16 protein-coding genes and 1 tRNA gene are annotated in these 19,533 nt (G+C 61.8%); 10 read left to right on the top strand and 7 right to left on the bottom strand.

Annotation, left to right across the window (positions count from 1 at the left end; all coding sequences use genetic code 11):
- The 6 genes from KZO34_RS10400 to KZO34_RS10375 form a co-directional block, all read right to left on the bottom strand.
- Window positions 1–774: a motility protein A gene (locus tag KZO34_RS10400; RefSeq protein ID WP_219476246.1), complete on the bottom strand. Its 774-nt coding sequence runs from the start codon at window positions 772–774 to the stop codon at window positions 1–3.
- Between the two features lie 54 nt (window positions 775–828).
- Complete coding sequence (gene aroE / locus KZO34_RS10395) at window positions 829–1,653, bottom strand: shikimate dehydrogenase (RefSeq protein WP_219476245.1); 825 nt, start codon at window positions 1,651–1,653, stop codon at window positions 829–831.
- Window positions 1,643–2,572, bottom strand: coding sequence for an oxygen-dependent coproporphyrinogen oxidase (gene hemF / locus KZO34_RS10390; protein ID WP_219476244.1), 930 nt, complete (start codon window positions 2,570–2,572; stop codon window positions 1,643–1,645). The genes aroE and hemF overlap by 11 nt, the downstream gene beginning before the upstream one ends.
- A gap of 8 nt (window positions 2,573–2,580) precedes the next feature.
- A complete protein-coding gene (locus KZO34_RS10385; protein WP_219476243.1) occupies window positions 2,581–3,153 on the bottom strand; it encodes an L-threonylcarbamoyladenylate synthase in 573 nt (190 codons plus the stop codon).
- Between the two features lie 43 nt (window positions 3,154–3,196).
- Window positions 3,197–4,378 (bottom strand): DNA-processing protein DprA, encoded by a 1,182-nt coding sequence (dprA, locus tag KZO34_RS10380; protein WP_219476242.1) that lies wholly within the window; start codon window positions 4,376–4,378, stop codon window positions 3,197–3,199.
- A gap of 74 nt (window positions 4,379–4,452) precedes the next feature.
- Window positions 4,453–5,469, bottom strand: coding sequence for a LysM peptidoglycan-binding domain-containing protein (locus KZO34_RS10375; RefSeq protein WP_219476240.1), 1,017 nt, complete (start codon window positions 5,467–5,469; stop codon window positions 4,453–4,455).
- A gap of 407 nt (window positions 5,470–5,876) precedes the next feature.
- On the opposite strand from KZO34_RS10375, the gene def reads away from it, so the two are divergent.
- The 8 genes from def to KZO34_RS10335 all read left to right on the top strand — a co-directional run bounded on the left by def (window position 5,877) and on the right by KZO34_RS10335 (window position 14,057).
- Complete coding sequence (def, locus tag KZO34_RS10370; RefSeq protein ID WP_219476238.1) at window positions 5,877–6,380, top strand: peptide deformylase; 504 nt, start codon at window positions 5,877–5,879, stop codon at window positions 6,378–6,380.
- 103 nt (window positions 6,381–6,483) lie between these two features.
- On the top strand, window positions 6,484–7,419 hold the full coding sequence (fmt, locus tag KZO34_RS10365) for a methionyl-tRNA formyltransferase (protein WP_219476236.1): 936 nt from the start codon (window positions 6,484–6,486) through the stop codon (window positions 7,417–7,419).
- A gap of 1 nt (window position 7,420) precedes the next feature.
- The gene (gene rsmB, locus KZO34_RS10360) at window positions 7,421–8,722 is read left to right on the top strand and encodes a 16S rRNA (cytosine(967)-C(5))-methyltransferase RsmB (RefSeq protein WP_219476234.1); all 1,302 of its coding nucleotides are present in this window, start codon (window positions 7,421–7,423) and stop codon (window positions 8,720–8,722) included.
- Complete coding sequence (trkA, locus tag KZO34_RS10355; RefSeq protein ID WP_219476232.1) at window positions 8,719–10,122, top strand: Trk system potassium transporter TrkA; 1,404 nt, start codon at window positions 8,719–8,721, stop codon at window positions 10,120–10,122. Before rsmB ends, trkA begins: the two co-directional genes overlap by 4 nt.
- Before the next feature lie 124 nt (window positions 10,123–10,246).
- Complete coding sequence (glyQ, locus tag KZO34_RS10350; RefSeq protein WP_219476230.1) at window positions 10,247–11,272, top strand: glycine--tRNA ligase subunit alpha; 1,026 nt, start codon at window positions 10,247–10,249, stop codon at window positions 11,270–11,272.
- Between the two features lie 2 nt (window positions 11,273–11,274).
- Window positions 11,275–13,356: a glycine--tRNA ligase subunit beta gene (gene glyS, locus KZO34_RS10345; RefSeq protein WP_219476228.1), complete on the top strand. Its 2,082-nt coding sequence runs from the start codon at window positions 11,275–11,277 to the stop codon at window positions 13,354–13,356.
- A 31-nt stretch (window positions 13,357–13,387) separates the two neighbouring features.
- Complete coding sequence (gmhB, locus tag KZO34_RS10340; RefSeq protein ID WP_219476226.1) at window positions 13,388–13,945, top strand: D-glycero-beta-D-manno-heptose 1,7-bisphosphate 7-phosphatase; 558 nt, start codon at window positions 13,388–13,390, stop codon at window positions 13,943–13,945.
- 35 nt (window positions 13,946–13,980) lie between these two features.
- Window positions 13,981–14,057 (top strand) — tRNA-Pro (locus KZO34_RS10335).
- Between the two features lie 27 nt (window positions 14,058–14,084).
- Here the strand turns inward: KZO34_RS10335 and KZO34_RS10330 are convergent.
- Window positions 14,085–15,650, bottom strand: a complete 1,566-nt coding sequence (locus KZO34_RS10330; RefSeq protein ID WP_308318793.1) for a phospholipase D family protein — start codon at window positions 15,648–15,650, stop codon at window positions 14,085–14,087.
- Window positions 15,651–15,806: 156 nt separating this feature from the next.
- On the opposite strand from KZO34_RS10330, the gene KZO34_RS10325 reads away from it, so the two are divergent.
- The gene (locus KZO34_RS10325) at window positions 15,807–18,170 is read left to right on the top strand and encodes a sensor domain-containing phosphodiesterase (protein WP_219476225.1); all 2,364 of its coding nucleotides are present in this window, start codon (window positions 15,807–15,809) and stop codon (window positions 18,168–18,170) included.
- Between the two features lie 31 nt (window positions 18,171–18,201).
- Entirely contained in the window at window positions 18,202–19,485 is a 1,284-nt protein-coding gene (locus KZO34_RS10320; protein ID WP_219476224.1) for a GGDEF domain-containing protein, read from the top strand.
- Window positions 19,486–19,533 lie beyond the last annotated feature (48 nt).

The following is a 19,533-nucleotide window of genomic DNA, read 5'->3' as shown; positions in this document are numbered from 1 at the left end:
TCAGGCCTCCCGCTCCGGCGCCAGGCCGGTGCGCTGGTCCGGGTGCACGAAGGACGACAACAACTCGGTCATGACCCGAGGGTTCTCGCCCCGCATGATGTTCTTGATCGAGGTGATGATCAGCATCTGATTGCGGGTTTCGTCTTCCGCCTTGAGCTGCAGTTTGTCCGCCAGGGGCAGGGCGATCAGCTGGGCGATGAACGCGCCGTAAAGGGTGGTCAACAGGGCAATGGCCATGGCCGGACCAATGGAGGAAGGATCGTCCAGGGTGTTCAACATTTGCACCAGCCCCACGAGGGTGCCCAGCATGCCGATGGCCGGGGCGGATTCACCGATCCCCCGGAACACCCGCTCGGCCACTTCGTAGCGTTCGGCCGTCTGCTGCGCTTCCTGGGCCAGCGCCTCCTCCACCAGCTCCGGCGGGTGGCCGTCAACACACAGGTTGATGGCCTTGCGCAGGAACACGTTGTCGGTGTTGTGGTTTTCCAGCCCCAGAATACCCTCCTTGCGCACGACCATCGCCAGCGCGCCGACCTCCCGGATCAACCCGGCCGGTCGTGCCATCCGATCGGTGAAGGCCGCACTGAAGGCGAGCCGGAAGGCACCCATGACCGAGGGCAGCCGGAACTTGATCAGGGTGACGGCAAACGTGCCGCCCAGAACGATGGCGAGACCGGGCAGATTGAGGAAGGTCAGCAGCGAGGCATTGGCCAGCATCGCCATGCCCACAATCAACACACCTGCGACAAGCCCGACGAGGGTAAGAATATCCATTGAGAACCCTTAATAAAGTTGACCCAGAGCGTAGCCCAAACCCCTGCCACCGGCTCAGTCGTTACGCAGTTCCTCGATCACCGGGGCAGTCTCGGGACGGACCCCGCGCCAGATCCGGAACGATTCTGCAGCCTGTTCCACCAGCATACCCAGACCGTCGAAAACGTGCCGGGCGCCCCGATCCAATGCCCACTGGTTGAAGGTGGTGGTCTGAAGAGAGTACATCATGTCGTAGACGACCGTGTCGGCCCCGATCACATTTGCCGACACCGGCGGCAAGTCACCCTGCAGACTGGCGCTGGTGCCATTGATGATCAGGTCGAACGGCCGGTCGGGCTGCTCGAACCCGCAGGCATTCAGCTCGGTACCCTGGGCATCCGGGGTAAACAGTTGCACCAGCGCCTCGGCCTTGGCCAAGGTGCGGTTGGCAATGGTCAGTGAGGCAGGATGCCGGGCCAGAAGTGGGGCGATCACACCGCGAACCGCACCGCCGGCGCCCAGGACAAGAATCCGGGCGTTCGCAAGGGTGACACCGTGGTTGTCCAGATCCTGTACCAGACCGTGGCCATCGGTATTGTCAGCGATCAGCGTGCCGTCAGCGTCCCGATACAGTGTGTTGGACGCCCCGGCCTTCGCCGCCCGATCCGTTCGCCGATCGGCCAGATCCCAGGCCTGCTCTTTGAACGGAACCGTGATGTTCAGGCCTTTGCCGCCACGGGCAAAGAACCCGTGAACGGTGCCGGCGAAATCATCCAGGGGCGCCTGAATGGCGGTGTACTCCAGAGCCTCGCCGGTCTGGCTGGCAAACAGGCTGTGAATTCTCGGCGACTTGCTGTGGCTGATGGGATGACCGACCACGGCGTAAAGATCATTGTTCATGGTCTGCCTCCAGCCAGTCCCGTCCGGTCAGGAAGAACTCGGTCAGGCGTGCTTCCTCGGTACCGGGTTCCGGCACCCGACTGTAATCCCAGCGCACCAGCGGTGGCAGGGACATCAGGATGGATTCGGTGCGACCGCCGGATTGCAGCCCGAACAACGTACCCCGGTCGTACACGAGGTTGAATTCGACATACCGTCCGCGTCGGTAGAGCTGGAAATCCCGTTCGCGATCACCGAACGGATGCGCCATCCGGCGCCGAACGATCGGTTCATAGGCCTCGATATAGCTGTCGCCAACCGCTTGCATCAGACCGAAATCCCGGGCGAAATCACCGGTGTTGTGGTCATCGAAAAACAGGCCGCCGACACCACGGGGTTCGTCCCGGTGCTTCAGGTAGAAGTAGTCGTCACACCAGTGTTTGAAGCGAGGGTAGAGGCCGTCGCCAAACGGCTCGCAGGCGGCCCTGGCGGTCCGGTGCCAATGCACGCAGTCTTCCTCGAATCCGTAGTAGGGCGTCAGATCGTAGCCACCGCCGAACCAGTACACCGGCTCCGCGTCTTTGGGGGACGCGACGAAAAACCGGACATTGGCGTGGGACGTGGGGACATACGGATTGTTCGGATGAATCACCAGTGACACGCCCATGGCCTGCCAGGGAGCGCCTGCCAGATGAGGCCGGTGCGCGGTGGCCGAGGCCGGCATGGTCTCGCCCATGACGTGGGAGAAATTCACGCCGCCTTTTTCAAAAACGCTGCCATCGGCGATGACCCGGCTGACACCGCCGCCGCCCTCGGGACGGTCCCAGGCGTCGCGCGCGAAAACGGCATCCCCTTCCAGGGCTTGCAGGCGGGTGCAAATACGCTCCTGAAGGCCCAGAAGGTAATCTTTCACGGCCTGGATATCCGGTTGCTGAGGCATGAACTCTCCTAACGAAGCTGCTGACCACTGACAATATCAATAATGCGGCTCGGGTTGCGACGCCCGCCAAGCTCACCCGGGACCAGCCAGTCGAGCTGGTGGCCAAAATACCGGCGTACCTGCCAGGAATACCGCGCGGGCTGGCGCCCGGCCGGATTGCAGGAAGTGGAAACCAGGGGCATGCCGGCGGCGTCGCACAGGGCCCGGACCACCGGATGGCTGCTGACCCGCACGGCAATGGCGCTGTGGTGGCCCCGGACCCACTGCGGAATCTGCCGTTTCACGTCCGGCAACAGACAGGTTACCGGCCCCGGCCAATGCCGCTCAGCTGCCCGCTGGAGCTCAGGGGGCAGAGGGTCCAGCAGGAAACGCACCTGTTCCAGGGAGCTGGCCACCAGAATCATGCCCTTGTTCATGGGCCGGTTTTTCAGTTCAAGGATACGCTCGACCGCCTGGATGTCCCAGGGATCGCAGCCAAGGCCCCAGACCGCTTCGGTCGGGTAGGCAATCACGCCGCCGTCCAGCAGGGTTCTGCGCGCACAGTGAAGCTGCCAGTCGCTGAGGGGGGAGGGAACTGTCATGTCGGTGTCTTGGGTCGCTGTCGAATTGACTCTCGCACCGGGCTCAGGCGATCCGCTGGAATCCACCGGGCGCCGAACCCACCAGTCCCTGCAGCTCCAGAAGCAGCAGGGACTGCATGAGCTGGTCCGCCGGCAGACCGGTCGCTGAACTCAGTGCATCTGTTGACTGCGGATCATACCCTAAAGCCTCAAACACCGCGATTTCCCGCCGCTCCAGGCCGGCCAGTCCCGGACGCTCGCCAACCCGTTGCCCAGCCGCCGGTGAATCCGTGCAAACGGGCTCGGAAAAGGACCACCAGGTGCCGAGTTCCTCGAGCACATCGTCCACGGTTTCCACCAGCCGGGCACCCTGCTTGATCAAATGATGACAACCACGCGCGACCGGGCTGTGCACCGAGCCCGGAATGGCAAAGACCTCACGACCCTGTTCCAGCGCCAGCCGGGCGGTGATCAGAGAGCCGCTCTTCAGACCGGCCTCCACCACCAGAACGCCCCGGCTGAGGCCACTGATGATCCGGTTGCGCTGGGGAAAGTGCGCCGCCCTGGCAGGCGTGCCCGGCGGGTATTCCGAAAGCATCAGGCCGTGCTCGATCACCCGCTGCCCGAGCCGCCGATGCTGACTCGGATAGATCCGGTCGAGCCCACAGCCGATGACGGCAAGGGTGGGAAAGCCCTGGTCCAGGGCACCGGCGTGGGCGGCGCCGTCGACGCCAAGCGCCAGCCCGCTGGTCACCAGCAGGTGCCGGGCACTGAGTTCGGCCGAAAAGCGTCGGGCGTGGTCAAGGCCGGCCCGAGTGGCGTGGCGGCTGCCAACAATGCCGATCTGGTCCCGGGCCAGCAGGTTGATGTCGCCCCGGGCAAATAACACCAGCGGCGCGTCGTGAATGTGACGCAAGGCCTCGGGATACCGAACGTCCGGCCAGGTCACGATGGCGATCCCCAGACGCTCACAGTCCTGCCGGATCCGCGCCACCTTCGCCACCACCGGATGATCAGGATCACCCTGTTGCCAGGCCCGGATCGCGTCCCGGGTTTCAGCCGGGAGGCCGTTGGCCCGGAGCGTGGCCGGGTTCTGGGTGAGCAGGTCGGTTAGACGGGGATACGCCGACGCCAGCTTGCGTCGGCGGCGCAGGCCAAAACCGGGCAGGTTCACCAGCGCCAGCCAGTGTTCGGTGTCTTCGGGATCGGTGCCCGGATTCCGGGCCTCGGGGGGTAGGTCGGTCACATTGTCATCCTTGAAAACAAAAAAAGCCGGACCATCCTGGCCCGGCCATTATCTGCGCCTGAAGGGCTAGCTCATCAGGGGTTGGTCACCTTGTCACCCACCGCCAGCGCACGTGTGGCCTGCAGCATCAGACCATAGCTCATCTTCTCATCCGTACGGAAAACCATCATCAGGCCCGCCCGTTCCGATGGCAGCTCGATGGTTTCGCCGGTCAGGGGATCACGAACCATGTTGCCGCTCTTCAATACCGCCAGGACATTACCCGCTTCGAGGCCCTCGCGTTCACCCCGGTTAATCGCCACCACGTCGAACTGGCCGATCTGGGTAACACCGCCGTCAACGGCGATCATCACACCCTCAACGTCCTGCTCGGGCGCGCTGGGGACAAAACTGGTGGAAATCGGTCGGTTGATGTTGGTCAACAGCCGGTCGCCAATGCGGATTTCCTGATTGGACTTGGTCAGCCTCAGGGTCAGCACATCGCCGTTTTCCGCGGTCACGTTACCGGCACCGACACTACGGGCCTCAAGCCCCAGAAACTCGCCGGTTTCCGGATCCACAAATTCCTTGGTGCGGCGGAAGATACCGACCTTGTCCGCGGGTTTCTGGCCCCGGGCATAGACGCGGTCGCCGGCGCCGGTGATGATCCGGCCATCTTCACCCTCGAGCACATAGGGCGCGCCGTTAAGTTCTTCCGGCGTCACGATGCGGGTGTCGGTCAGGAAGCTGCTGATGGCATCCAGCGGAATCGCGGGAATGGGCGTATCAATCGGCTCGGAGCGGACCTTGGGCGACAGCTTAACGACATCGCTGGAGGCGACCTTGGTTACGCGGGGCTCACCATCGATATAGACCAGGGCCAGGCGATCGCCGGGGTAGATCAGATGAGGATTCGCAACCTGAGGGTTCACGTGCCAGATTTCAGGCCAGTACCATGGGTTATTCAGAAAACGGCCCGATATATCCCACAGGGTGTCACCCTTCACGACAGTGTAACGCTCGGGATGATCGGATCGCAGCTCCGGTGCAGCCTGGGCCCAGGAGGTGAACAGCAGCGTAAATGCTGCCAGAGCGTACAGCAGTTTCCTCATTGTGTAAGTCCTTGATCGCGTGCCTTGAGTCTTTGCATTCTTTTTGGATGCAGCCAGTTATCCGCAGCTTATTACGTTGTTATTCCTGATACTATAGAAGAAGTCCCGGAATTTGTGATGTTATCTTTTGTTCTTCCAGTAAATTCTATCCTTCCGGCGAAAGATTTTAACTATTAACTGATCAGTTTGTACTCAATCGACGAATTGTTGGATAATAGGGGAATCGCGTTAACGCTGCGGGCAGCCGTTGAATACTGCGGTTCCGACCCGATCATCTTAAATAGAGGGTGATTTTTTGCGCAGTACGCTGTCGCATTTTGGCGATCAGTTGCACTCGCTTGCAGAACTTTACACGGGATACAAACGTTAACACTGCACTCAGTTACACAGGTCAAGATACGAGCGTCATGATACTAGATATTCTCGAATACCCGGATCCCCGTCTGCGCACCATCGCCAAACCGGTAGACGAGGTGACGGACGACATCCGCAAGCTGATCGACGACATGTTCGAGACCATGTACGATGCGCCCGGCATTGGCCTGGCGGCAACCCAGGTGAATGTCCACAAGCAGATCATCGTGATGGACCTGTCCGAGGACAAGAGCGAGCCGCGGGTGTTCATCAACCCCGAAGTCGAAGTGCTCGACGGTGAACTGGAGGACATGCAGGAAGGCTGTCTGTCGGTACCCGGTTTCTACGAGGACGTCAGCCGCATCGAACATTGCATGATCCGGGCCATTGACCGTGACGGTCAGCCTTACGAACTGGAAGCCCGGGGACTGCTGGCTGTCTGCATCCAGCACGAAATGGATCATCTGAATGGCAAGCTGTTCGTGGATTACCTCAGCACTCTGAAGCGTAACCGGATTCGCAAGAAGCTGGAGAAACTGCACAAACAGAGCGCCTGACCCGGCGGGCGGAGACCAGAGCGCTGCCAGGAAACACAGACAGATTTCGGACCGGGTTGCGACCCGGTCTTTTCGTATTCAACGGAACAGAGACTTCAGCACCGTGCGACTCGTTTTTGCCGGCACCCCGGATTTTGCAGCCACTGCTCTGAGAGCCCTGCTGGGCACCCACCATACTCTGGTCGGCGTCTATTCCCAGCCCGACCGTCCGGCCGGCCGCGGCCGCAAACTGATGCCCAGCCCGGTCAAACAGGTGGCTCTCGACGCCGGCGTTCCGGTGTTTCAACCGGAAAGCCTTAAGACGGAGGCGGCACAACAGGAACTGGCTGCGCTGGAACCGGACGTGATGATCGTGGCTGCCTACGGCCTCATCCTGCCCAAAGCCGTGCTCGACATTCCTGCCCACGGCTGCCTGAACATTCACGCTTCCCTGCTGCCGCGCTGGCGCGGCGCCGCCCCGATTCACCGGGCGATTGCCGCCGGCGACACCGAAACCGGCATCACCATCATGCAGATGGACGAGGGCCTCGACACCGGCGCCATGCTGCTGAAATCCCTGACCGCCATCGAAGCCGGCGACACCGGCGGCAGTCTTCACGACCGCCTGGCCACGCTCGGCGGCGATGCCATTGTTGAAGCCCTGCAGCTGCTGGAAAAAGGCGAACTGAAAGGCGAGGCCCAGAATGATGACGTCGCCTGCTATGCCCACAAGCTGACCAAGGACGAAGGCCGCATCGACTGGGCCGACAGTGCGGCGACCATCGAGCGCCTGGTTCGGGCGTTCAATCCCTGGCCGGGCACCTTCACCGACCTGGGCGAGCAACGAGTCCGGATTCACGCTGCCACGGCGCTCCCGGACGACAGCCAGAAGCCCGCCGGCACCGTCCTCCGCCGGGAACGGGAAGGTATCGACGTAGCCTGCGGCAGCGGCACTCTGCGCATCACCCGGCTGCAATTGCCCGGCGCCCGGGCCCAGAGCGCCGGAGATCTGATCAACGGCGGCAAACAGTTGCTGCTGCCCGGCCAGGAGCTTCGCTGATATGCCGGGCCAGGGCCAGCCCATGCGGGCGGTTGCCGCGGAGGTGTTGCTGGCGGTGGAATCCGGTCAGTCGCTGTCCCAGTGCCTGCCCCCGGCTTTGGCGCGGCTGCCCATGAACGAGCGTCCGGTGCTGCAGGCACTGTGTTACGGCACTTGCCGCTGGTTTCATCGTCTCGACGGCGAGCTCCGCGGCCGCTTGAAAAAGCCGCTGCGCACGCCCGATCGCATCGTTCATCACCTGATGCTGGTCGCCCTGTTTCAGCTCCGGTTCAGCCAACAGGCCACCTACGCCATTCTCAATGAGACCGTTGAAGCTTGCCGGGCACTGGACAAACCGCACCTCACCGGCCTGGTCAATGGTGTGCTGCGCGCCGCCGAGCGGGACGGCGCGCCGGAGCCAGCAAATGACGCGGACCGGTTCAGTCATCCCGCCTGGATGGTGGAGAAACTGCGCCACAACTGGCCGGATGACTGGCAGCGGATTCTAGACGCCAACAACGCCCAGGCGCCGATGACGCTTCGGGTCAACGCCCTCCGTTTCACCCGGGAGGAATACCTGGTCCTGTTGGCCGAAGCCGGTATTGGGGCCAGGGCCACCCGCTTTGCGCCCTGCGGTATCCAACTGGACCGACCGGTGCCCGTGGAGCAGCTGCCCTGGTTTGCCGATGGCGCCGTCAGCGTTCAGGACGAAGCCGCCCAGCTGTGCACCACGCTGCTGGACCTGGCCCCGGACCAGCGGGTGCTGGATGCCTGCGCCGCCCCCGGCGGCAAGACCTGCGCCATTCTGGAGGCCTGCGGCGACCTGGCCGAAGTGGTCGCGATCGACGAATCGCCCGCGCGCCTGCCACGGGTACAGGAGAACCTCGACCGGCTGGATCTCAAGGCCACCCTGACCCAGGCCGACGCTGCGGACACGGACCAGTGGTGGGATGGCGAAGGCTTCGACCGGATTCTGCTGGACGTACCCTGCAGTGCCAGTGGCGTCATTCGGCGCCACCCGGACATCAAGCTGCTGCGCCGGGAAACGGACATCGTGCCCCTGGCGGGCATTCAGCTTGGGCTGTTGGAAGCCATGTGGTCTATCCTCAAACCCGGCGGACGACTGGTGTATGCGACCTGTTCGGTGTTCCCCCAGGAAAACCACCGTATAATCCAGCGATTCCGTAAACAGCAGGACACCGCCGTACTCGTGGAACCGGAGGTTTCATGGGGACGGGACATGGGCGCGGGGCGGCAGTTGCTCCCCGATGCAAACAGCCATGACGGCTTCTTCTACGCCGTACTGGAGAAACCCGAAGCATGAAGATCCTGATCCTCGGTGCCGGCCAGGTGGGTGGCACACTGGCCGAGAACCTGGCGAACGAAGCCAACGATATCACCATTATCGACAGCGACGGTGCCCGGCTACGGGAGCTGCAGGACCGACTCGACATCCGCACGGTCCAGGGCGAAGCGTCTTACCCAACGTCACTCCGGCAGGCCGGGGCCGAAGACGCCGACATGCTGATCGCCGTCACCAGCAGTGACGAAACCAACATGGTGGCCTGCCAGGTCACCAAGCTTCTGTACAAGACCCCGACCACCATCTGTCGGGTCCGGGCCAACGCCTATCTGGCAAAATCGGACCTGTTTTACCAGAAGGACCGGAAGAAAGACCTCGACAGCCTGCGCGGTTTTCCCATCGATGTCCTCATCAGCCCCGAACATCTGGTGACCAAGCACATTACCCGACTGATCGAAAACCCGGGCGCCCTGCAGGTACTGGAGTTCTCCAAGGGGCTGACCCGGCTCGTGGCCATCCGCGCGATGGAGGGAGGGCCGCTGGTCGGCCATGAGCTGTCCTACCTGCGCACCCACATGCCCCGCATCGATACCCGGGTGGCGGCCATCTTCCGGAAGGACCGGGCGATCATGCCCCAGGGCGACACCGTGATCGAGGATGGCGACGAGGTGTTCTTCATCGCCGCGTCGGACCACATCCGGTCGGTCATGAGCGAGCTTCAGCCCCTGGTCAAGAACTACAAGCGCATTTTCATCTGCGGGGGTGGCAACATCGGCCAGCGCCTGGCGCATACCCTGGAGAACCGCTACCAGGTCAAACTGCTTGAGCGGAACCACGACCGTTGCGTGATGCTGTCGGAAAACCTGCGCAAGACTGTCGTGCTGGAAGGCAACGCCGCCAACAAGGACATCCTGCTGGAAGAGAACATCGAGAACACCGATGTGTTCTGCGCCGTCACCAACGATGACGAGGCCAACATCATGGCCTCGCTGCTGGCCAAGCGGCTCGGCGCGCGCAAGGTGCTCACGCTGATCAACAATCCGGATTACGTGGACCTGATCCAGGGCGGCGACATTGACGTCGCCATTTCACCCCAGCAAACCACCATCGGCAGCCTCCTGACCCACGTGCGCCGGGGCGATGTGGTGAACGTGCACTCCCTGCGCCGGGGTGCCGCGGAGGCCATTGAAGCCATCGCCCATGGCGATCACCGCTCCTCCAAGGTGGTCGGCAAGCGGCTGGATGAAATCAACCTGCCGGAGGGAACCACGATCGGTGCCATTGTCCGGCACAACGAAGTCCTGATCGCTCACGATCACCTCCGGGTCCAGCCCGATGACCACGTTATCCTCTTCCTGGTGGACAAATCCCGGATCCGGGATGTGGAAAAACTGTTCCAGGTGGGGCTGACGTTCTTCTAGTTCAAAATCAAGGCAGTGAACTCCTCTTAGAAATACCGCTTTGGCAAGCGTATAATGCGCCTTTTTTCAGAGTGCCCCGGCGGAATCGGGGCGCCACACTCAGACCGATCAGTAGGCAAACGTCGTGACAGACAAGGCAACGAAAACTACCGCTCCGGACATCAGGACCTTTCAGGGTCTGATCCTGGCTCTGCAGAATTTCTGGGCGCAGCACGGCTGCGTGGTACTCCAGCCGCTCGATATGGAAGTGGGTGCCGGTACGTTCCACCCGGCGACCTTCCTGCGTGCCATCGGGCCGGAAACCTGGAATGCCGCGTACGTCCAGCCCAGTCGTCGCCCCACTGACGGCCGCTACGGCGAGAACCCGAACCGCCTCCAGCATTATTACCAGTTCCAGGTGGTGCTGAAGCCATCCCCGGACAATATCCAGGAACTCTACCTCGAGTCGCTGAAGGCCCTGGGCCTGGACCCGCTGGTCCACGACATCCGGTTTGTGGAAGACAACTGGGAATCCCCGACCCTGGGCGCCTGGGGTCTGGGCTGGGAGATCTGGCTGAACGGCATGGAAGTGACCCAGTTCACCTACTTCCAGCAGGTCGGCGGGATCGAATGCTATCCGGTAACCGGCGAGCTCACCTACGGTCTTGAGCGGATCGCCATGTACCTGCAGGGCGTGGACAGTGTCTACGACCTGATCTGGACCGAAGGTCCGGACGGCGTGGTCACCTACGGCGATGTCTTCCATCAGCAGGAAGTAGAGATGTCCACCTACAACTTTGAGCACGCGGACACCGACTTCCTGTTCCACAGCTTCGACGTCCACGAGCGCGAGAGCGCCCGGCTTATCGACGCTGGCCTCGCCCTGCCGGCCTACGAGCAAGTGCTCAAGGCCTCCCATACGTTTAACCTGCTGGACGCCCGCCACGCCATCTCGGTGACCGAGCGCCAGCGATTCATCCTGCGGGTACGTACCCTGGCACGGGCCGTGGCCCAGGCCTACTTCGACAGTCGCCGCAAACTCCGCTTCCCGCTGGCGCCCGATGCCCTGCGTGAGGAAGTACTGGCCGCGGCGGACGCCGCCGATGACAAGGCCAACGGCAAGAAAGGCAAAAAAGCGAAGAAGGCACAGCAGGAACAGGGGAAGGCATAACCATGGCAACACAGGATTTTCTGGTCGAACTGGGCACCGAAGAGCTGCCCCCGAAAGCACTCAAGCCTCTGTCTGATGCGTTCACCCAGGGCATCACCCGGGGTCTGGAAGACGCCGGCATTGAGTTTGGCAAGGTTGAGGCGTTCGCCGCCCCTCGCCGTCTGGCCGTCCGGGTTCGGGACCTGTCCGACGCCCAGCCGGACAAGCCTGTTGAGAAGCGCGGCCCGGCGGTGAAGGCCGCGTTTGATGACGCCGGCAACCCGACCCGCGCACTGACCGGCTTTGCCACTTCGCTGGGCGTCACCCCGGACCAGCTCGACACCCTGGAAACCGACAAGGGCGCCTGGGTGGTCTACCGGACCGTCGAAAAGGGCAAACCCACCGTGGAGCTGATGCCGGAACTGGTCGAGCAGTCACTGGCGGCACTGCCCATCCCCAAGCGCATGCGCTGGGGTGCACACCGGACCGAATTCGTCCGCCCCGTCCACTGGGTCGTTCTGCTGTTCGGCAACAAGGTCATTGATGCCCCGATCATGGGCCTGACACCCGGCAACAAGACCCGGGGCCATCGCTTCCACTGCCCGAAAGCCCTGATCGTGCCGACGCCCGGCGATTACGAAGTGGTGCTGAAACAGGAAGGCTTTGTCATTGCCGATTTCGCCGAGCGCCGCGAGCTGATCCGGGCCGGGGTGGCCGAGCTCGCCGAGCGCGAAGCCGGCGGCAAGGCGGTCATCGATGACGACCTGCTCGACGAAGTCACCGCCCTGAACGAATGGCCCGTGCCATTGATGGGACGCTTCGAGGAACGCTTCCTGGAGGTTCCCGCGGAAGCACTGATTTCCTCCATGAAGGAACATCAGAAGTACTTCCACGTGGTTGCTGCCGACGGCGAGATGATGCCCCTGTTTATTACCGTGGCCAACATCCAGAGCAAGGACCCGGCCCAGGTTATCTCCGGTAACGAAAAGGTGATTCGTCCACGCCTGTCCGACGCTGCCTTTTTCTACGAAACCGACCGCAAGACCCGGCTGGAAGACCGTATCGACCTGCTCAAACCGATCGTGTTCCAGGAAAAGCTGGGCAGCATCTACGACAAGTCGGTCCGGGTGGCGGCCCTGGCGAAGAAAATCGCAGATGCCATCGGCAGCGATCCGGCCCTGGCCGAGCGCGCTGCCATGCTGGCCAAGACCGATCTGGTCACCGAGATGGTGCTGGAGTTCACCGACCTGCAAGGCATCATGGGTCAGTACTACGCCGCCAACGACGGCGAAGCCGAGGACGTTGCCAAGGCCCTGAACGAGCAGTACATGCCACGGTTTGCCGGCGACGACCTGCCGACCACACTGACCGGCTGTGCCATTGCCATCGCTGATCGCCTGGATTCGCTGGTTGGCCTGTTCGGTATCAACCAGCCGCCGTCCGGAACCCGCGACCCGTTCGCCCTGCGCCGTGCCTCCCTGGGTGTATTGCGCATCATCATTGAGCGGGAGTTGCCACTGGACCTGCAGACATGCTGCCAGTGGGCCGAGGAGAACTTCACGGTGCTGACCGAGCAGAACACCGCTTCGACCGTGGTCGATTACATGCTAGAGCGTTTCCGCGCCCACTATGACGAGCTGGGCATCGGCGCCGAAGTTTATCTGGCCGTGCATGCCCGCCGTCCGACCCGTCCGCTCGACTTCGACCGTCGTGTCAAAGCCGTAGAGGCCTTCCGCCAGCTACCCGAGGCCCAGGCCCTGGCCGGCGCCAACAAGCGGGTGTCCAACATCCTGACCAAACAGGGTGGCGATCAGGTCGGTGAAACCGTGAATTCCGACCTGCTGCAGGATCCCGCCGAGCAGACGCTGGCCAACCAGGTCGACCAGCAGGCCGAGAAGGTGCTGCCACTGTTCGAGCAGGGCGATTACGCCAGCGCGCTGCGCTCGCTGGCCAGCCTTCGGGAGCCGGTGGATACCTTCTTCGACGAGGTCATGGTGATGGCCGAGGATGAGGCCATCCGGGACAACCGCCTGGCCCTGCTGAACCGGCTCCGCAACCTGTTCCTCCGGGTCGCGGACATTTCGCTGCTGCCGACCGCCGGCTGACAGTCAGAGAGGCAGGGGCGAGCAGGACACGATGCTGATCATCCTCGACCGGGACGGGGTCATCAACGAGTACGATGGCAACTACATCTGCTCTGCGGATGACTGGCATCCCATTCCCGGTAGCATCGACGCGGTGGCCCGGCTGTGTAACACCGGTCACCGGGTCGCCATCGCCACCAACCAGTCAGGGATTGGCCGCGGGTATTACAACACCGACGAGCTGGATGCCATGCACGACAAGCTTGAGCGTCTGGTGGAGGCGGCGGGTGGCTGCATCGATTTCATCGCCTATTGCCCCCATCACCCGGACGATCACTGTCGCTGTCGCAAGCCCCTGACCGGCCTGCTGGAGCAGATCCGGGCGCATTTTCACCTGGCATCCCTGCAGGGTGCCATCATGGTGGGGGACAGTCGCAAGGATCTGGAGGCGGGGTTCGCCGCGGGTTGCCAACCGGTACTGGTGCGCACCGGCAATGGAATGGAGACGGAGCGGCACCTGGACGCCCGGCCTATACCCGGCGCCCGGGTCACGACCTACGACAATCTCAGCGCTTTTACGGATGCGCTTTTGTCGGCCGAGGGCTGGTAAAACCAGAGTGAATCCGTATAATACCGGCCGTTGATCGGCGTGTGGCGCAGCTTGGTAGCGCACTTCGTTCGGGACGAAGGGGTCGCAGGTTCGAATCCTGCCACGCCGACCACTTTCCCGTTTTGCCTACACTTCTTTTTTACAGAAGCCCCTCGATAGGCAAGAGAGAGAACACAAACACCATCCCCCGTTTGAACGCCCCGGCCTCAGGATCATGACTGTGGCGGATGACTTCATCGCCGTTACGCTCAATCCACTGCAGATCGCCGTCGTCATCCAGCACCACTTCGTAGGCAACCGAAGCCAGCCGCTCTTCAAACAGGGTTTCCAGCATGGCCGCCAGCTCACGATCCTCAATGATAAAGCCCAGCTCGGTATTGAGGTGCGTGGAACGGGGATCAAAGTTGAAGGAGCCAACGAACAGAGTGTCGCCATCCACGGCAAAGGTCTTGGCGTGCAGACTGGAAGAGGAGCTGCCTGACAGGCCGGTCTGCAATCCTCTCTCCACGGATTTGCCCTCGTCCAGCTTGCGCAGCTCGAACAACTCCACGCCCGCTTCCAGCAGCGGCTTTCGGTATTTCGCGTAGCCGGCATGAACCAGCGCCACGTCGTTGGCCTCGAGGGAATTGGTCAGTACCCGGACCTCAACCCCCTTGCTTTCGAGTTCCCGAAACAGCGCCAGGCCGGGCTTGCCGGGTATGAAGTAGGGCGACACCAGATCCACGGAAGAGGTGGGTTCCCCCAGGGCCCGAGCCAGTTGCCGGCTCATCAGGTCGTCACCATCGCTTTCGCCCAGCGCCTTGGCCGGGTCATCACTCACCATGCTGACCGGCGCCCAGGTGAAGCGTAGCTCGCCTTTCAGCAGGGCGGTCATAAACGTGGAATCCGCCACCGAACGTACGTATTCGGCCGCCTCGGGGCTCTGTTCCAGCGCCTGCGCCGACCGCATCAGGGTGATGAGTTCCTCAAGCCCCATCTCGGGCAACAACAGCTCCGCCGGGTAGGCTGACGCACTGGCCCAGTAACGATCGAAGTCATTGGACAGCTCGTCGACGATGGGTCCGATGGCCAGGATGTCCAGATCCGCGAACAGCGCCCCGTAGCCGGCACCAAAATACTCATCGGCAATGTTGCGGCCGCCGATGATCGCGGCCTGGTTATCCGCGGTGAAGGATTTGTTGTGCATGCGGTGATTCAGACGGGAAAAGTCGCCGAGATAACCCAACCACTTGGCGCTTCGCGTCGGGAAAGGGTTGAACAACCGCACCTCGATGTTGGGGTGAACGTCCAGTGCCGCCAGGGGCTCATCCATACCGGAGATGCCATTGTCGTCGAGCAACAACCGGACCCGGACTCCGCGCTCCGCCGCCCGGTAGAGCGCGTTGAGCAGCAATCGGCCGCTGGTGTCATACCGCCAGATATAGTACTGGACATCCAGTGAGGCATCGGCCCCTTCCGCCAACAAGACACGGGCAGCAAAGGCGTCGAAGGGATCCGCCAGGGTAAGAATGCCGCTGTTGTCACCGTGCTCGGCCAGCGCCGGGGCGATGGCCCGTCCCAGTCGGGTATCTTCGGTTTGCTGGATCGGGAGCGACACACTCTCCGTGCGTTCGGTCATTGCCGGCAGAGCACAACCGACGAGACTCACCATCACCATGGCGAGGATTGCGATCCCTGGTAGCCGTATAATTGAGTTTTCGGACACCACAATTCCTTTCTGGTGAACCAAACAGACCCGGCCACTTCGTCCGGAGTAGTGTTATGCTCAAGCTGTTATTTTCAAGGTAGCCATTGCTGTGCTATTTGTCATGGCACAAAACTTGTCATGACACAGAGCGCCCCTCCCATCCAAGGCAGCTGTATGACTCCTAGCAGCGTTGAAAAACGACGATTGGCCGCCCTCGAACGGCTCGGCATTCTCGATACCCCGCCAGAAGAGCGCTTCGAGCGGCTGACCCGGATCGCGCGCCAGTACTACGGGGTGAAAATAGCCCTGTTCACCATCCTTGACGTCGAACGGCAGTGGTTCAAGTCGAGCCAGGGCACGGACCTGCAGGAAACGCCGCGTTCCGTCGCCTTCTGTGATCATGCCATCCGACAGGACAAACTGTTTGTGGTCGAGGATGCCGCCCAGGATCCCCGGTTTCGCAACAATCCGCTGGTGACGGACGAGCCCCACATTCGCTTCTACGCCGGCATGCCGGTCCGCGAACCGAGCGGCTTCAAGCTTGGGACGCTCTGTATCATCGACGACCAACCCCGCACGTACACCGAAATTGACCTGGATGTCCTGCGCACGCTGGCCAGCCTGATTGAAGACGAATTGGAACGCTCGTATCTGGCGAGCGACGAAAGCGACTACGTCGAGGTTTCTCATCTAAGCCGGGCGATCCACCGGGCCCAGAATGTATTCCTGACCAGCGACAATGAGCGGGCCGCTTTCGAGCAGATGCTGAACGATCTGCTGTCCTTGACCGGAAGCCAGTTCGGATTTATCGGAGAAGTACTGCATTCGGAGGGCGGCGCGCCCTTTCTGAAGATCGGCGCCATCACCAACATCGCCTGGAGCCCGGAAACCCAGGCACTCTATCAACAGGTGGAACGGCGGGGCCTGATCTTCGAGCGCCTGGACAACCTCCTTGGCAAACCGATGGTGACCGGCGAAGTCATCATCTCGGATGACGTTGGCACCGATCCCCGGCGCGGTGGCTTGCCCCCCGGCCATCCGGTCATTGACAGCTACATCGGGATTCCGATCTTTTCCGAAGACGTGCAGATCGGTCTGGTCGGCCTCGCCAACCGCCTGGGTGGCTACCGAAAACAACTGGCGGACGAACTCGACCCCCTGCTGCAAACCGTTGGCAACCTGATCGAGCGAAAGCGCCTGTACCAGGAACGACGTGAGCACCAGAAACACCTCGAGCAGGCAGCCAATTACGACGCCCTGACCGGACTGCCCAACCGCAGACGCCTGACCGAACTGTTCGAAGAGGAGTTGCACGAGGCCGATCAGCGCAATGGCAAGGTCGCCGTCTGCTTTATCGATCTGGACGGATTCAAGGAAATCAACGACGAGCATGGACACGCCGTTGGCGATGCGGTTCTCAAGAGCGTCGCGCAGCGGCTTCAGACCGCCGTTCGTGAACACGACGTCGTGGCCCGGCTGGGGGGGGACGAATTCGTCGCCATTCTCAGGGAGGTCGACCACCCGAAAGTCTACGCCCGGATGCTGGAAACCATCCGCCAGCCCATCATTTATCAACGGTTCGTACTGCACCTGTCGGCCAGCATGGGCGTCACCGTCTACCCGGACGACAATGTCGATACCGATATGCTGCTCCGGCATGCGGACCAGGCCATGTACGCGGCCAAGGAATCCGGCAAGAACGGCTATAAGGTCTTCGATCTGGACAGTCACCTGACCCGCAAGGAGCGGGTGCGCGTGCTGGAACAGATTGGCGGAGCCCTGAACAACCGGGAACTGGAACTCTATTACCAACCCAAGCTCAACCTCCAAAACCGGTCGCTTGAGGGTTTTGAAGCCCTGATACGCTGGAACCACCCGGACGAAGGCCTGTTAAGCCCTGGACGATTTCTGGATCACATCGAGTACACCGAACACGCCCGCCTGGTTGGCTTGTTCGTCATCCGCTCTGCCATTCAGGTGCTCGAAGAGTTTGTCGAACAGGGGCTTCCTTACACGATCAGTGTCAATCTCAGCCCCTGCCATTTCCTGAGTGACCAGTTTCCGGACGATATCAGCACCGTCCTCGGCCCTTGTCGGTCTGAGGTCAGGTCCCGGCTGATTATCGAAATTCTCGAAACCACCGCCCTGGACGATGCCCACACGGCACTGGCAAACCTCGGAATTTGCCGGGACCTGGGCATAGATATCTCGCTTGATGACTTTGGCACCGGCTGCTCGTCACTGACTTATTTCCGCGATCTGCCCGCCCGGGAAATCAAGATCGACCGCTCGTTCGTCCAGGACATGATCACCGATCCGAACGACGGCATGATCGTCCAGGCGATCCTGGGCCTGTCTCACAGCTTCAACCGTCGTACCGTTGCGGAAGGGATCGAAACCGTCGAGGTCGAGCAACGACTCATTGAACTGGGTTGCGAAAACGGACAGGGATTTTTGTACAGTCCGCCGCTGCCGTTGAAAGAGGCGCTGGAATGGGCACGTCGGTTTCACTGGGACCACCGACATGTGCTTAACTAGCCAGGCACGAACATATTAGGTAAGGGACCCCATGCAGCTATCTGCGGAAACCCGGTTGAAGGCCATCCTCGAAGGTACCGGAGCAGGCACCTGGGAATTCAATCTGGACACCGGCGAGATCATCTTCAACGACCGATGGGCGTCCATGCTGGGGTACAGCCTCGACGAACTGTCACCGGTGTCCTTCCAGACCTGGGAACGGCTGAGTCATGCCGACGATGTGCAGGCCGCCCACCAGGCCCTGGCCCAGTACCTGAATGGCGAGAATCCGCAATACGAGTGCGTGGTCCGGATGTTGCACAAGAATGGCCAGTGGCGGTACATCCATACCCGAGGCACGCTGCTCACCGACCGCTACGAAAGCAGTCACCGGTGGCTGATGGGCACCCATCTCGATGTTACCGACGAGAAGGTCAGCCAGCATCAGCTCCAGAAGCTGGCCGAGTCCCTGCCGGGCGTCATCTACAGCTTCGTGATGGATCCGGACGGCCGGTTTCACTTCCCCTACCTGAGCCAGAAGACCGAAGATTTCTATGGCGTGTCGGCAGAAGACGCCAGGGCCAATCCCGACCTGATGTTCGACCCGATCCACCCGGACGACCTGCCGCGGGTCCAGGCGACCATTGACGAATCGGCCCGGACCCTTTGCCAATGGGTGTGTGATTTCCGGATTGTGCTCGGTGACCGGGTGCGCTGGCTTCGGGGCGTGTCCCGACCGGAGCGGGATATCGATGGCAGCATCACCTGGCACGGCGTGATCACGGACATCGACGACCGTAAGCTTCTGGAGCTGGAACTGGAGCAGTTATCCATCACCGATGAGCTTACGGGTCTGTATAACCGCCGGTACATGCTCCGGAAACTGGAAGAACTGGCGGCCGAGAACGAGCGCTACGGCCACACCTTCTCGCTCATCTCTCTGGACATTGATTTCTTCAAGGCAATCAACGACTCTTGGGGCCACCCCATGGGCGACGCCGTGCTTCAGACCATTGCCCGGTTGATCGAATCCCGAACCCGCAAGGCCGACATCGTGGCCCGGACCGGAGGCGAGGAGTTCATTGTGCTGATGCCCGGCACCACCTTGGGCGATGCCCGGCATGTGGCCGAATCCCTGCGCACGAGCCTGGAAACCCTGGCGTTCGTCAGCGACGAGGGCCAGCCCTTCAGCGTCACCCTCAGTGCCGGTGTCGTCAGCTGGTCAACGGATGTCCCGTCCGTGCGCGATCTGCTCGCCATGTGCGACCAGTCGCTTTACCAGGCCAAGCGGGCCGGACGGAACCGGGTGGTGGTCAGTGGTGCCAAAGGCGACTGAACCCACACCCATTAATCCCGGCAGGAAACTGCCCGTATGTATACCAAT

This window comes from Marinobacter sp. F4206 (assembly GCF_019392195.1).
Taxonomy (GTDB): domain Bacteria; phylum Pseudomonadota; class Gammaproteobacteria; order Pseudomonadales; family Oleiphilaceae; genus Marinobacter.
This window is presented reverse-complemented; position numbering and strand designations above follow the sequence as displayed.